Here is a 14702-nt window from a genome sequence, read left to right on the forward strand (position 1 = left end):
ACATGCGCACAAACGCATACCAGATCAGATCCAACGACCACAGTAACAACTACAAACAACAACGCATAAAGCAAAAACACTCAAAAACACAAATGTTCGCCTCGGCCATCCCGAACTGCATCCCCTACGACCCGACCTTCGCCCACGAAGTCGCCGTGATCATCCATGACGGCCTGCGCCGCATGGTGGCCAACCAGGAAGACGTGTTCTACTACATCACCGTGATGAACGAGAACTACGGCCATCCGGGCATCAAGCCGGGCCAGGAAGAGGGCATCCTGAAGGGCCTGTACCTGTTGAACGAAGGCGGCAAGGAAAACAAGCTGCGCGTGCAACTGCTGGGTTCGGGCACCATCCTGCGCGAAGTCATCGCCGCCGCCGACCTGCTGCGCGAGGACTGGAAGGTCGACGCCGATGTCTGGTCGGCACCGTCCTTCACCCTGCTGGCGCGTGACGGCCAGGACGTGGAACGCTGGAACATGCTGCACCCGGCCGATACCGCCAAGAAGAGCTACTTCGAGCAATCGCTGGAAGGCACCGACGGCCCCATCGTGGTCTCCACCGACTACATGCGCACCTACGCCGAGCAGGTCCGCGCCTTCGTGCCGAAGGGCCGCTCCTACAAGGTGCTGGGCACCGACGGCTACGGCCGTTCGGATACCCGTGCCAAGCTGCGCGAGTTCTTCGAGGTGAACCGTTACTTTGTCACCGTGGCCGCCCTGAAGTCGCTGGCCGACGAAGGCAAGATCAAGCCGGAAGTGGTGGCCCAGGCCATCGCCAAGTACGGCATTGATCCCAGCAAGCCGAACCCGGTGACCGTGTAAGGACTGCATGACCGACCATCCCCGCCTCAGCCTGCTGATCGCGGGGATGTGTCGTGTCTGGCACCTGCCATAAAAACGGGAAGGGCCGTCGCCAGATCGCTTAAGATGCAATGGCCGTGCGGCACACCTTTCCTACTGCGAATACCCCTCCCGGCCTCGTGCCAGGGAACAGAACAACGGAGCGCATCAGATGAGTCAAGTCGAAGTAAAAGTCCCGGACATCGGCGATTTCAAAGAAGTCGAAGTCATTGAGGTGATGGTCAAGGTCGGCGATACCATCAAGGTCGATCAGTCGCTGATCACCGTCGAATCCGACAAGGCCAGCATGGAAATCCCGTCCTCCTCGGCCGGCGTGGTCAAGGAAATCAAGGTCAAGGTCGGTGACAAGATCGCCGAAGGTTCGCTGCTGGTGATCGTCGAGGCCGATGGCGCCGGCGCAGCTGCACCGGCCGCCGCCCCCGCGCCGCAGGCAGCAGCAGCTGCCCCCGCAGCCGCCCAGGCATCGGCGCCGGCCCCCGCTGCAGCGCCGGCTGCGTCCGGTGGCACCGTCGAGATCGAAGTCCCCGACATCGGCGACTTCAAGGAAGTCGAAGTCATCGAAGTGATGGTCAAGGTCGGCGATACCGTCAAGGCCGAGCAGTCGCTGTTGACCGTCGAATCCGACAAGGCCAGCATGGAGATCCCCTCCAGCCACGCCGGCGTGATCACGGCACTCAAGGTCAAGCTGGGTGACAAGGTCGCCAAGGGCAGCATCATCGCCACCATCGAAGCCGTCGGTGGCGCGCCCGTTGCGGCGGCTCCGGCCGCTGCTCCGGCCGCCGCTGCACCTGCCGCCGCGCCTGTGGCTGCTGCAGCCGCAGCTGCCCCGGCCGCGGCCATTGCCACCGCCTCGGCCACCAGCGCCGGCGGCAAGGCCCACGCATCGCCGTCCGTGCGCAAGTTCGCCCGCGAACTGGGCGTGGATCTGTCGCGCGTGCCGGCCACCGGTCCCAAGGGCCGTATCCTGCAGATCGACGTACAGAACTTCGTCAAGGGCGTCATGGCCGGTTCCACCTCGGTGGCCGCCGCACCCGCCACCAATGGCTGCGGCGCCGGCATGAACCTGCTGCCGTGGCCGTCGCTGGACTTCAGCAAGTTCGGCGAGACCGAGTTGCAGGCGCTGTCGCGCATCAAGAAGATCAGCGGCCCCAACCTGCATCGCAACTGGGTGATGATCCCGCACGTGACGCAGTTCGACGAAGCCGATGTCACCGAGCTGGAAGAATTCCGCAAGACCTCCAACGATGCCTTCGCCAAGTCCAAGTCGCCGGTCAAGCTGACCATGCTGGCCTTCGTGATCAAGGCCAGCGTCTCGGCACTGAAGAAGTTCCCGGCCTTCAATTCCTCGCTGGATGCCAAGGGCGAGAACCTGATCCTGAAGAAGTTCTACAACATCGGTTTCGCCGCCGATACGCCGAATGGCCTGGTGGTTCCGGTCATCAAGAACGCCGACCAGAAGAGCATCGGCCAGATCGCCATCGAAATGGGCGAGCTGTCCGCACAAGCCCGCGACGGCAAGTTGAAGCCGGCCGACATGCAGGGTGCGACCTTCACCATTTCCTCGCTGGGTGGCATTGGCGGCACCGCCTTCACGCCCATCATCAATGCGCCGGAAGTGGCGATCCTGGGCCTGTCCAAGTCGCTCATCAAGCCGGTGTGGGACGGCAAGCAGTTCGCCCCGCGCCTGATGCTGCCGACTTCGCTGTCCTATGACCACCGCGTCATCGACGGCGCCATGGGCGCACGCTTCTCGGCCTATCTGGCCGAGGTGCTGGGTGACCTGCGCAAGTCGCTGCTGTAAGACAGCCACGAGCGAACCACAGAACATTACGGAGCCAGGACAATGAGTCTCTCTGAAGTCAAGGTCCCCGATATCGGGGATTTCAAGGAAGTCGAAGTCATCGAGGTGATGGTCAAGGTCGGCGACACCATCAAGGTCGATCAGTCCCTGATCACCGTCGAATCCGACAAGGCCAGCATGGAAATCCCGTCCTCCTCGGCCGGCGTGGTCAAGGAAATCAAGGTCAAGGTCGGTGACAAGGTCGCCGAAGGCTCGCTGCTGCTGCTGGTGGAAGCCAGCGGTGAAGCTGCCGCAGCGCCGGCCCCGGCCGCTGCACCGGCACCGGCTGCTGCGCCTGCTCCAGCAGCGGCAGCGGCTGCGCCGGCCGCAGCACCGGCCGCCGCCAGCTTCGGCGGCAGCGCCGACGTGCAGTGCGATGTCATGGTGCTGGGCGGTGGCCCTGGTGGCTATTCGGCTGCTTTCCGTGCTGCCGACCTCGGCCTGAACACCGTCATCGTCGAGCGCGAAGCCACCCTGGGTGGCGTCTGCCTCAACGTCGGTTGCATCCCCTCCAAGGCACTGCTGCACGTGGCCGCCGTGATCGACGAGACCGCCGCCATGGCCTCGCACGGCGTCACCTTCGGCAAGCCCGAGATCGACATCGACAAGCTGCGCGGCTACAAGGACAAGGTCATCGGCACCATGACCGGTGGCCTGGCCGGCATGGCCAAGGCCCGCAAGGTGGCGGTGGTCAATGGTGACGGCCAGTTCGCCGGCCCCAACCACATCGAAGTCACCGCAGCCGATGGCAGCAAGAAGGTCGTGCAGTTCAAGCACGCCATCATCGCCGCCGGTTCCTCGGTGGTGAACCTGCCCTTCGTACCGCAGGACCCGCGCATCGTCGATTCGACCGGCGCGCTGGAACTGCGCCAGGTGCCCAAGCGCATGCTGGTCATCGGTGGCGGCATCATCGGCCTGGAAATGGCCACCGTCTATTCCACCCTGGGCGCACGCATCGACGTGGTCGAGATGATGGACGGCCTGATGCAAGGCGCCGACCGCGACATGGTCAAGGTCTGGCAGAAGTTCAACGAGAAGCGCTTCGACAACGTCATGGTCAAGACCAAGACGGTGGCCGTGGAAGCCCTGGCCGAAGGCATCAAGGTCAGCTTCGAAGCCGCCGAAGCCGGTGCCACTGCCCCCGAGCCGCAACTGTACGATCTGGTGCTGGTGGCCGTGGGCCGCAGCCCCAACGGCAAGAAGGTCTCGGCCGACAAGGCGGGTGTGATCGTGGGTGACCGCGGTTTCATCCCTGTGGACAAGCAGATGCGCACCAACGTGCCGCACATCTACGCCATCGGCGACCTGGTGGGCCAGCCCATGCTGGCGCACAAAGCCGTGCATGAAGGCCACGTAGCCGCCGAAGCGATTGCCGGCGAGAAGAGCTTCTTCGACGCCAGCGTGATCCCGTCGGTGGCCTACACCGATCCGGAAGTGGCATGGGTCGGCGTAACCGAAGACGAAGCCAAGGCAAAGGGCATCAAGATCGAGAAGGGCCACTTCCCGTGGGCCGCCTCCGGTCGTGCCGTGGCCAATGGCCGTTCGGAAGGTTTCACCAAGCTGCTCTTCGACGCTGAAACGCATCGCGTGATCGGCGGCGGCATCGTCGGCACCCATGCCGGCGACATGATCGGCGAAGTGGCGCTGGCCATCGAGATGGGCGCGGACGCAGTGGATATCGGCAAGACCATCCACCCGCACCCGACCCTGGGCGAATCGCTGGGCATGGCCGCCGAAGTGGCCGAAGGCCATTGCACGGACTTGCCGCCGCAGCGCAAGAAGTAAGCACGAAGCCAGCGCGTGCGCAGCGCGCTGTCATGAAGAACGGCGAACCTTGGGGTTCGCCGTTTTTTTTCGTCCCGGTACTTCTGCTAGGAAGCCGCAGAGCAAACAGGCCGACGTCCCCACACCGAAGGATCGAGCAGATTATCCGGCTGCCGTCCCGACAGGGCCGCGATGACCTGTTCGGCACACTGGGTCGCGGTGGCCCGCAGCGCCTCCTGCGAGGAACCGGCGATGTGCGGCGAGAGCACCACATTGGGCAAGGCCGCCAGCGGTGAGCTGGGCGACAGCGGCTCCTGTTCGAACACGTCCAGTCCGGCGCCACCGATGCGTCCCTCGCGCAAGGCCTGCACCAGTGCCGTTTCGTCGATCAGGCCGCCACGCGAGGTGTTGACCAGGATGGCATCGGTCTTCATCTGCGCCAGCGTCTCGACGTTGATGGTATGGGCGGTATCGCTACGCAAGGGCCGATGCAGGCTGACCACATCGGACTGGCCCAGCAACTGCGCCAGCGACCCGGCTGCCTGCGCACCGGCGGCATGGATGGCGGCCGGGTCGGCGCGGGGCGACCATACCAGCACGCGCATGCCCAGTCCGCGTCCGGCCATCTCGCAGAGCAGCTCGCCGATGCGGCCGAAGCCGACGATGCCCAGCGTCTTGCCATACAGGGAGACGCTGCGGCTGTCGTACTTGAAGCGCCAGTTGCCGGTCCGCGTGGCCGCATCGGCGCTGACCGCCTGGTGGGCCGCGGCAAGCATCAGGTAAAGGGTGTGCTCGGCCACGGCACGCACATTGGCCAGCGGCGTATTGCTTACCGCAATGCCCAGCTGGTGCGCGTGGGCGACGGCGATCTTGTCGGTGCCGGTGCCATGGTTGGCCACCAGCAGCAGGCGCGTGGCCCCATCGAGCTGGGCCACATTCAGGCCGTCGCGCACGATGGCGGCGTCGGCCCGGGCGACTTCGGCGGCCAGTGCATCCGGGCCAGCCGATTGCAATACCGTGATTCCCGCAGCGCGCAGCAGCTCGCTGCCGACGGGGTGGATGGGTTGGGCGATCACGCACAGCGCCATGACGGGACATTCCTTTCAGCAGAAAAAACCACGCCCTCTCCCACGGGAGCAGGGCAGGCGTGGCAAGAGGGAAGACAGGTGGATCAGGCCAGCAGCGCCTGCGCCGGATCCCAGTGCGCGCCGGGCATGGCGGCGATCAGGGCGCGGGTGTAGTCGTGGCGGGGGGCTTCGAACAACTGCTCAGGCGGGCCTTCCTCGACGATGCGGCCGCGATGCATGACGATGAGCTTGTCGCAGATCTGCGCCGCCACCCGCAGGTCGTGGGTGATGAAGACCAGGGCGATGCCCAGGCGTTGCTGCAACTGGCGCAGCAGCTTGAGCACCTGGGCCTGTACCGAGACGTCCAGCGCCGAGACCGATTCATCGGCCACGATCAGCTGCGGTTCCATCGCCAGGGCGCGCGCAATGCCCACGCGCTGGCGCTGGCCGCCGGAAAACTCGGCCGGGTAGCGGTCGAAGGCCGAGGCCTCCAGTTCCACCAGGGCCAGCAGCTCGCGCGCACGTCGTTCGGCTTCGCGACGCGGCACGCCGGCGGCCATGGGACCGTCGCACAGGATGCGGCCGATGGTGTGGCGCGGGTTGAGCGAGGCGAAGGGATCCTGGAAGATCATCTGGATGTCCGCCCGCTTGGCGCGGAAGCGGGTTTCCGACCAGGGCGCGATATCCTCGCCCTGGAACAGGATGCGGCCGCCATCGATGCGGGTCAGCTTGAGCAGGCACTTGCCGATGGTGGACTTGCCCGAGCCGGATTCACCCACCACGCCCAGCGTCTGGCCACGCTGCACCGAGAAGCTCACGCCATCGACGGCATGGACCACGCGCTTCTTGCCCCACAGGCTGCCACCGGTGGCATAGGTCTTCTTCAGCCCCTCGACCTGCAGCAGCGGCTTGTCGGCGACCTGGCGGATGTGCTCGCTGGTACCAATGGCCGCGGCCTTCTGCTGGCCCGGCACCGAGGCGATCAGGCGTCGCGTATAGGGGTGGCGCGGACGATTGAGTACCTGGTCCACGCTACCTTGTTCGACCAGCTCGCCCTTTTCCATGACGATGACGCGGTCGGCGATCTCGGCCACCACGCCGAAGTCGTGGGTGACGAACATCACGCCCATGCCACGGTCCTTCTGGATGCGTGCGATCAGCGCCAGGATCTGCGCCTGCGTGGTCACGTCCAGCGCGGTGGTGGGTTCGTCGGCGATCAGCAGGCGTGGTTCCAGCACCAGCGCCATGGCGATCATCACGCGCTGGCGCTGGCCGCCGGAGAGGCGGAACGGGTAGCTGTGGCGCAGGCTTTGCGGATCGGGCAGGTCGACGAAGCGCAGCAGGTCCAGCACGCGCTGCTCGCGCTCCTGCGCACTGTAGCGCTGGTGCACACGCATCACCTCGGCGATCTGGTCGCCGACCGTCATGAGGGGATTGAGGGCCGACAGCGGTTCCTGGAAGATCATCGCCATCTCGCGTCCGCGCATGGCGCGCAGGGCATCCTCGTCCTGCTCCAGCAGGTTCTTGCCATCGAGCAGGATGCTGCCCTGCTGCGGCTGCAGGTAAGCCGGCAGCAGGCCCATGATGGCGTTGGCGCTCATGGACTTGCCCGAGCCCGATTCACCGACGATGCAGACGATCTCGCCGGCATGGATGTCATAGGAAATATCGCGCACCGCGTAAGGACGGTCACCGCCACGGGGCAGGGCGATGCTGAGGTTGCGGATGGACAGCAGGGGGACGGTGGAGGCATCCATGTCATTCTCCGCGCTTGCGCAGTTGCGGGTTGAGGGCATCGTTGAGACCTTCGCCGATGAGGTTGATGGAGAGCACGGTCAGCATGATCGCCAGCCCCGGCCACAGGCTCATCATGGGGGCTTCGCGCAGCATGGTGCGCGAGGCGCCGATGATGTAGCCCCAGCTCATCAGGTTGCGGTCGCCCAGTCCCAGGAAGGACAGGGCCGACTCGGTCAGGATGGCTGTGGCAGTCATCAGCGAGGCCGTGACGATGATCGGTGAGGCGGCATTGGGCAGGATCTGGGTCACGATGATGCGCATCGGGGTCTGGCCGATGACGATGGCGGCCTGCACGAATTCGCGCTCCTTGAGGCTCATGAATTCCGAGCGCACCAGCCGCGCCACCGGCGGCCACGACACCATGGCGATGGCGCCCACGATGGACACCAGCGAGGGCTTGAAGATGGCCACCAGCACCATCGCCATGGCCAGTTGCGGGATGGTCTGGAAGAACTCGGTACAGCGCATCAGCAGGTCGTCGGTGCGGCCGCCGTTGTAGCCGGCCAGCGCACCCACGACGATACCGATGCCCACTGCCACCAGCGTCGAGACCAGGCCGATGAGCAGCGACACGCGCGCACCATAGGCCAGCCCGGCGGCCAGGTCGCGGCCCAGCATGTCGGTGCCAAGCGGATAGGCGGGATCGGTGAAGGGAGCCAGCAGCGGCTGCGCCACCATCGACCAGGGAGAGTCTTCGTACCAGACCGAAGCCAGGCAGGCCACTACCAGCACCAGCAGGAGCAGGATCGCACCGGCCAGCGCGCCACGGTTGGCGCAGAAGCGTCGCAGGAAGAGAAGCATGACGGTTTTCCTTTCAGTGTCCGGCAATGCGGGGATCGATGAAGCGGTACACGAGATCGGTGAGCAGGTTGAACAGCACCACCATCACCGAGGTCATCAGGAACACGCCCAGCATGAGCTGGTAGTCGCGCTGCATCAGCGCATCGAACATCAGGCGGCCGATGCCGGGCCAGCCGAATACCGTCTCGGTCAGCACCGCGCCGCCGGCCAGCTGGCCGAGCTGGATGCCGGCGAAGGTCACCACCGGCAGCAGGGCATTGCGCAAGGCATGGCGGCGCACGATCTCGGCGGTGGGCACGCCCTTGGCGCGGGCGGTCTTGATGAAGTCCATGCCCAGCACTTCCAGCATGGAGGCCCGCGTGAGTCGCGCATACACCGCCATGAAGAAGCAGCCCAGCGAGACGGTGGGCAGTACCAGGTGGGCGGCCACGTCACGGAGGCGATCCCAGCCGGCGAGGTGGGCGCCGACGGTTTCCATGCCGAAGGGCGGCAGCCAGCCCAGGTTCAGCGAGAAGAAAATGATGGCGATCAGGGCCAGCCAGAATTGCGGCGTGGCATAGATCAGCAGCGCCAGGCTCATGATGACGCTGTCGAGCCAGCGGCGCCGGCCGGCATAGCGGGCGCGTGAGGCCACCACGCCCAGCAGCACACCCAGCACGATCGAGAAGACGAAGGCACAACCCATCAGCAGCAGCGTGGCCGGCAGGCGGTCCAGGATCAGGTCCAGTACCGGCAGCCGCTCGCGATAGGAATAACCCAGGTCGAGCCGGGCCACCCCCTTGAGATAGGTTCCCAGCTGCACATAGAGCGGCTGGTCGAGGCCGAATTCATGGCGCAGCTGCGCCACATAGGCGGGGTCGGACGAGCCGGCCTCGCCGGCCAGTACGCTGGCCGGGTCACCGGGGGCCATGCGGATCAACAGGAAGTTGATCACCACCACACCCAGCACTACCACGACGGCCTTGGACAGGCGCGCCAACAGGAACTTGAAGGACTTCATGCGGGACTCCGTAGCGGCCCCGCCTCCGTCTCGGGAGGCAGGGCCAGAATGGCCAGGCGATGTGCCTGGCCGGCTTGCCTGGACTTGCTACTGCTTACTTGTCGAGGTAGACGTCGGCGAAGGTGTCGTTCAGACCGATGGCCGTCTTCACCAGGTTGTGCACCTTGCCGCTGTAGAGCGTCGGGTTTTCCAGCTCGAACAGGTAGCCATTGGCGACTTCTTCCACCAGCGTCTTCTGGATGGCGGCATACAGCTTGGCGCGCTCCTGCTCGGAGGTGGCCGAGGCAGCCTGATCCCACAGGGCATCTGCGGCGGCGTTCTGGTAGCCCTGGTTGTTCACGAAGGCCGAGCCCTTGACGATATTGCGGCTCAGGTACAGGCGCGACACCCCCAGCGCCGGGTCACCGTATTGCGAGGTGAAGCTGAAGGTCAGGTCGAAGTCGAAGTCCGAGACCCGCTTGGACCAGGTGCCGGCATCGGCCGATTCGATCTCCACCTTGAAGCCGATCTGCTCCAGGCTCTGGCGGGTGTATTCGGCCAGGCGGTCCCAGGCCGCGCCATAGGGATAGGAGAGGATCTTCACCGGCGTCTTGCCCACGTCCACGCCGGACTCCTTGATGAGCGCGCGGGCCTTCTTCAGGTCGAAGCTGTAGGCCGGCACGTCGGCGCTATAGAAGGGCGTATGCGAGGAGATCGGGCCGGTGGCGATCTTGCCCAGGCCGAAGAAGATGTTGTCGACCACGAACTTGCGATTGATCGCCGCCATCACTGCCTGGCGTACCTTGACGTTGTCGAAGGGCGGCTTGCGCTGGTTCATCTGGATGTAGGACTGCTGCGCGAACATCTCCCAGCCCTTGGTGGTGTACTGCACGCCCGGCAGCGCCTTCAGGCGCTTGATGTCGACGTTGTCGGCATCGCCGCTGCGCAATACCTGCACGTCGCCGCGCTCGAAGGCCACGGCGCGCGAGGCCGCATCGGGGATGACGTTGAAGACGATCTCGTCGAGGTAGGGCTTGCCGGCCTGCCAGTAGTCGGGGTTGCGGGTGAGGATGATGTAGGAACCCTTCTTCCACTCCTTGAACTTGAAGGGGCCGGTGCCGATCGGGGTCTGGTTGGCCGGGTTGTTCTTGTAGTCGGTGCCGTCATAGATGTGCTTGGGCACGATGGGCATGTTGTCGCTGACGAAGGCCTTCAGGAAGGGCGCGAACGGTTCCTTGAGTTTGATCTCCACGCGGGTCGGCGAGAGTGCCTTCACCGAGGCCACGAACTGGTTGATGATCACGCGCGCACGCGGATGCACTTCGCGCAGGAACTTGTCGATGCTGAAGACCACGTCATCGGCCGAGAAGGGCTTGCCGTCATGCCACTTCACGCCGCTTTGCAGGGTGAAGGTGTAGGTCTTGCCATCCTTGGAAATCTCCCAGCTCTTGGCCAGGCCCGGTTGCGGCTGCAGCTCGGGCGACCAGGTCAGCAGGCTCTCGTAGATCTTGCCGGCGACGTACTGGGTGGGGATCTGCTGGTTCAGGCCCAGCATCAGCAGGGGCGGCTCCGGTTGCACGATGGCGCGCAGGGTACCACCGCGCGTCTGCGCCTGGGCCTGGGAGGAACCGAGCGCGCACAGGCCGAGCGAGACGGCGGCAACGGCGAGGGCGATGGCACGGCGGGAGGGAAGGGCGATGCGAGCAAGCATGGGTCTGGCCTTTCTGGGTCGGTGGTCAATCGAGGAGGGTTGGATCAGGTCGCGGCGATGGTGATGCCGTCGGCGCGCAGGGCCGCGCCGATCTGCTGGGCGAAGAGGGTGGCGCCGGGCTGGTCGCCGTGCACGCACAGGGTGTCGGCGCGGATGGCGATGTCGCGGCCGGAGAGCGCACGCACGCTGCCCTGCAGCACCATCTGGCGCACCTGGGCGGTGGCCAGCGCCGGGTCTTCGATCATGGCGTGGGGTTGCGAGCGCGGGGTCAGCGTGGCGTCGTCCTGGTAGCTGCGGTCGGCATAGACTTCGTAGATGGCTTTGAGGCCCAGTGCCAGGGTGGCGTCGGTCATGTGGCGGTTGGCCACGTAGACCTGCAGGGTCGGGTCGATGTCATGCACCGCCTGCGCCACCGCATCGGCCAGCGCGCGGCTGCGGCCGGTCATGCCGTAGAGCGCGCCGTGGGTCTTGACGTGGTGCAGGCGTGCGCCCTGGGTGGCGGCGATGGCTTGCAGTGCACCGACCTGGTAGACCACCAGGGCATAGACCTCGGCCGGTGTCATGGCCATGTCGCGGCGGCCGAAGCCTTGCAGGTCGGGCAGGCCGGGATGGGCACCCAGGGCCACGCCGTGGCGCAGCGCCAGCTGCACGGTGGCCAGCATCACGCCGGGGTCGCCGGCATGGAAGCCGCAGGCGATGTTGGCCGAACTGATGTGGGGCATGATGGCTGCGTCGGCGCCCATGGTCCAGGCGCCGAAGCTCTCGCCCATGTCACAGTTGATATCGATGCTTGGCATGTGGTGTCCTCTCAGGGGTATCGGTTCAGGCCAGGCAGCGCAGGGCTGACTGGCGCAGGGTGTGCAGGTGGTCTTCGCATTGCAGCCACAGCTTTTCGGCCTGGGTCTGGCTCTGCACGACAAAGCGCAACGCGGCGCCCGGTGCGGCCTGGGCCAGCAGCGGCAGGTCGGCGGCGCAGACATAGGCGATCTTGGGATAGCCACCGGCGCTCTGGCGGTCGGCCATCAGCACGATGGGTTGGCCCGCGGCGGGCACTTGCACGGTGCCGAAGGCGGTGGCTTCGGAAATCATTTCCGGCAGATCGGGTTTGTCCAGGGCCTGGCCTTCCAGGCGATAGCCCATGCGATCCGATTGCGCCGAGATCTGCCAGCGCTGGCCGGAGAAGGCGGCGCGGGCAACCTCGCTGAAGGCGCGCCAGTGCGGGCCGGGGATGCAGCGCAACCTCAGTGCGCCATCCTCGTGCAGGGGCAGCGGCGTGGCCCAGTGCGTGGTGGCGCCGTCAGGGATGGCGGCGGCCACCATGTCCAGCCCGCTGGAGACCAGCGTGCGTGCCAGCGCCAGTGGTTCACTGCCGGGGGCGCGTGCGGTCACCGGCAGCCGGTCGCCGCGTTGCAGGGCGCGACCATCGAGGCCGCCGAAGTGACCGCGCACGTAAGTGCTGCGGCTGCCCATGACGGGCTCGGTCGCAAAGCCGCCGCGCACCGCCAGATAGGCCCGAGCGCCGCTGGCGGCGCCCTGCAGTTCGATGCGCGCCTGCCGGCGCACCATCACGGCACGGTGGCGCGGCAAGGGCTGGCCATTGACGGTGGCGCGCAGGTCGGCCCCGGTCAGGGCCAGCAGGGTGTCCTGGCCGAAGTGGAAAGCCGGGCCGGTCAGCGTGCATTCCAGCACGGCGGCCTGCTCGTCATTGCCCACCAGCGCGTTGGCGGCACGATGCGCCCATTCATCCATGGGGCCATTGACTGGCACGCCGTACTGCTGGAATCCATAGCGCCCCAGGTCCTGCAGCGTGCAGGCCATGCCGGCACGGTCGATATGCATCTGGTTCATGGGCGTGCCTCCGGCCATTGCGCGAACTGCTCCGGCGTGATCGGCCGGAAGTGGATCAGGTCGCCGGGTTGCATGCGCGTGGGCGGCGAGGCATGGCGGTCGAACAGGCTCAGCGGTGTGCGGGCGATGATGTTCCAGCCGCCCGGCGAGGCATTCTGGTAGATCGAGGTGATGCCGCTGGCCACCCCCACCGAGCCGGCCGGCACCAGGGTGCGCGGCGTGCTGCGGCGGGGCAGGTCCTGTAGTGCATCGAGCGGTCCGGCGAAGGGATTGCCGGGTGAGAAGAAGAAGGCATACACCGTCAGCGGCTGGCGGCTATGCAGCGCGATCAGTTGCTGGGGCGTGAGCTTGCAGCGGCGCGCCACTTCCACCAGATCGGGACCATGGTCGCCGCCGTAGCAGGCCGGTATCTCGATGATGCGGCCGGCACCCGTGGTGGCCGGCACGCCACGTCCCAGCAGACGCTGCACCTGGCGCGCGAGCTGGGTCGTGGCGGCGCCCGCGCGACGCGGGAAATCCGCCGGACGGAAATGGATGGCCACGGTGGTGAAGGCGGATACTACGTCCAGTACCGAATCCCCTAGGCCTTCGTGTAAGACGGCTGCCACGGCATGGACGATGCGGCTGGTCTCGACGCCGACGGCCGGGCCCACGCGTACCAGCACGCAACGTTCGCCCACCGGTTCGACCTGCCAGTCGAAGGCCGGCAGTGCCGCTGCCGGCACGCGGCCGGTAGTGATGGCATAGGGGGGGGCGTCGCAGCGCAGGAGGGCAGCCATGGTCTTATTCCTTGCGCAGGCTTTGGCAGGCCGCCACGATCTGCCGGCAGGCCCGGGCCAGGCGTTCGTCATCGGTGGCATAGGCCAGGCGCAGGTAGCCAGGCATGCCGAAGGCGCTGCCGGGCACCACCGAGACGCCAGCCTCTTGCAGCAGCCAGGAGGCCAGCGCCCAGTCATCCTGCAATACCTGCCCTTGCGGCGTGCGTGCACCCAGCGCGGCATGGCAATCGGCATACAGGTAGAACGCGGCGGCGGGGCGGCGCAGGCGCAGCCAGGGGGTAGCATCGGCCAAAATGGACAGGGCCAGGTCGCGCCGCGTGCGCAGGCGCTGGCGCCAGCCATCGAGGAAATCCTGCGGGCCTTCCAGCGCCGCCAATGCAGCCGCCTGGCTGATCGAGCTGGGGTTGCTGGTGCTTTGCGACTGCAGCAGTTCGAGTGCGCGGATCAGCCAGGCGGGCCCGCCCGCATAGCCCAGGCGCCAGCCGGTCATGGCGTGCGATTTGGAGACACCATTGACGGTGAGGGTGCGGGAGAACAGTTCGGGCGCCGCCTCGGCGAAGGTCGAGAAGCGGCCTTCGAAGACGATGGCCTCGTAGATGTCATCGGCCAGCACCAGGATCTGCGGATGCGGCCGCAGCACCTCGGCCAGCGCGCGCAGTTCATCGGCGCTGTAGAGCGCGCCCGAGGGATTGCAGGGCGAGTTGAGCATCAGCCAGCGCGTCTGCGGGGTGATGGCGGCCTGCAGTTGTTGCGGCGTGAGCTTGAAATCGGCCTCCGGCGAGGTGGCCAGGATGACCGGCTCGCCACCGGCGATGCGCACCATTTCGGAGTACGACACCCAATACGGTGCAGCCATGATCACTTCATCGCCGCTGTCCACGGTCGCCAGCAGGGCATTGAAGAGGATCTGCTTGGCGCCGGTGGCGGCGATTACTTCGCTGCTCTGGTAGCTCAGCTGGTTGTCGCGCGCGAACTTGGCGACGATGGCCGCTTTCAGGGCGGCGGTGCCACCCACCGAGGTATAGCGGGTGGCGCCGCCTTCGATGGCGGCGATGGCCGCGCGCTGGATATGGGCGGGGGTGTCGAAGTCCAGTTCTCCCTCGGCCAGGCTGATGACCTGGCGGCCTTGTGCAATCAGGCGGCGTGCGGCTTCGGAGGCGGCACCGGTGGCCGAGGGACGGGCCTGGGCCAGGCGGCTGGAGAGGCGTTGCGAAGGATCTGGTGTGCTCATGATAAAAAGAAGGAAGACGCTG

12 protein-coding genes are annotated in these 14702 nt (G+C 66.2%); 3 read left to right on the plus strand and 9 right to left on the minus strand.

Going from position 1 to position 14702, the window contains the following annotated elements; translation table 11 throughout:
• The first annotated feature begins 2 nt into the window (after positions 1–2).
• The 3 genes from ACIPHN_RS19220 to lpdA all read left to right on the plus strand — a co-directional run bounded on the left by ACIPHN_RS19220 (position 3) and on the right by lpdA (position 4488).
• A complete protein-coding gene (locus ACIPHN_RS19220; RefSeq protein WP_400438742.1) occupies positions 3–824 on the plus strand; it encodes a transketolase-like TK C-terminal-containing protein in 822 nt (273 codons plus the stop codon).
• A 190-nt stretch (positions 825–1014) separates the two neighbouring features.
• A complete protein-coding gene (gene aceF, locus ACIPHN_RS19225) occupies positions 1015–2664 on the plus strand; it encodes a dihydrolipoyllysine-residue acetyltransferase (protein WP_400438745.1) in 1650 nt (549 codons plus the stop codon).
• 42 nt (positions 2665–2706) lie between these two features.
• On the plus strand, positions 2707–4488 hold the full coding sequence (gene lpdA / locus ACIPHN_RS19230; RefSeq protein WP_400438748.1) for a dihydrolipoyl dehydrogenase: 1782 nt from the start codon (positions 2707–2709) through the stop codon (positions 4486–4488).
• 86 nt (positions 4489–4574) lie between these two features.
• Here lpdA and ACIPHN_RS19235 read toward each other — a convergent pair whose 3' ends face one another.
• The 9 genes from ACIPHN_RS19235 to ACIPHN_RS19275 all read right to left on the minus strand — a co-directional run bounded on the left by ACIPHN_RS19235 (position 4575) and on the right by ACIPHN_RS19275 (position 14680).
• Positions 4575–5555 (minus strand): hydroxyacid dehydrogenase, encoded by a 981-nt coding sequence (locus ACIPHN_RS19235; RefSeq protein ID WP_400438751.1) that lies wholly within the window; start codon positions 5553–5555, stop codon positions 4575–4577.
• An 83-nt stretch (positions 5556–5638) separates the two neighbouring features.
• On the minus strand, positions 5639–7291 hold the full coding sequence (locus ACIPHN_RS19240) for an ABC transporter ATP-binding protein (protein ID WP_400438753.1): 1653 nt from the start codon (positions 7289–7291) through the stop codon (positions 5639–5641).
• 1 nt (position 7292) lies between these two features.
• Positions 7293–8132 (minus strand): ABC transporter permease, encoded by an 840-nt coding sequence (locus tag ACIPHN_RS19245; RefSeq protein WP_400438756.1) that lies wholly within the window; start codon positions 8130–8132, stop codon positions 7293–7295.
• Positions 8133–8145: 13 nt separating this feature from the next.
• Complete coding sequence (locus ACIPHN_RS19250) at positions 8146–9132, minus strand: ABC transporter permease (protein WP_400438758.1); 987 nt, start codon at positions 9130–9132, stop codon at positions 8146–8148.
• Positions 9133–9226: 94 nt separating this feature from the next.
• A complete protein-coding gene (locus ACIPHN_RS19255) occupies positions 9227–10822 on the minus strand; it encodes an ABC transporter substrate-binding protein (RefSeq protein ID WP_400438761.1) in 1596 nt (531 codons plus the stop codon).
• A gap of 44 nt (positions 10823–10866) precedes the next feature.
• Positions 10867–11619: a LamB/YcsF family protein gene (locus ACIPHN_RS19260; RefSeq protein ID WP_400438764.1), complete on the minus strand. Its 753-nt coding sequence runs from the start codon at positions 11617–11619 to the stop codon at positions 10867–10869.
• A 25-nt stretch (positions 11620–11644) separates the two neighbouring features.
• A complete protein-coding gene (locus tag ACIPHN_RS19265) occupies positions 11645–12670 on the minus strand; it encodes a biotin-dependent carboxyltransferase family protein (protein WP_400438767.1) in 1026 nt (341 codons plus the stop codon).
• Positions 12667–13449 carry a 5-oxoprolinase subunit PxpB gene (gene pxpB, locus ACIPHN_RS19270; protein ID WP_400438769.1) on the minus strand — a complete coding sequence of 261 codons (783 nt, stop codon included), beginning with the start codon at positions 13447–13449 and terminating at the stop codon, positions 12667–12669. Before pxpB ends, ACIPHN_RS19265 begins: the two co-directional genes overlap by 4 nt.
• Before the next feature lie 4 nt (positions 13450–13453).
• Entirely contained in the window at positions 13454–14680 is a 1227-nt protein-coding gene (locus ACIPHN_RS19275) for a pyridoxal phosphate-dependent aminotransferase (protein ID WP_400438772.1), read from the minus strand.
• Between the last annotated feature and the right edge of the window lie 22 nt (positions 14681–14702).

This window comes from Herbaspirillum sp. NPDC087042, from assembly GCF_044745245.1.
Lineage (GTDB): Bacteria > Pseudomonadota > Gammaproteobacteria > Burkholderiales > Burkholderiaceae_D > Herbaspirillum.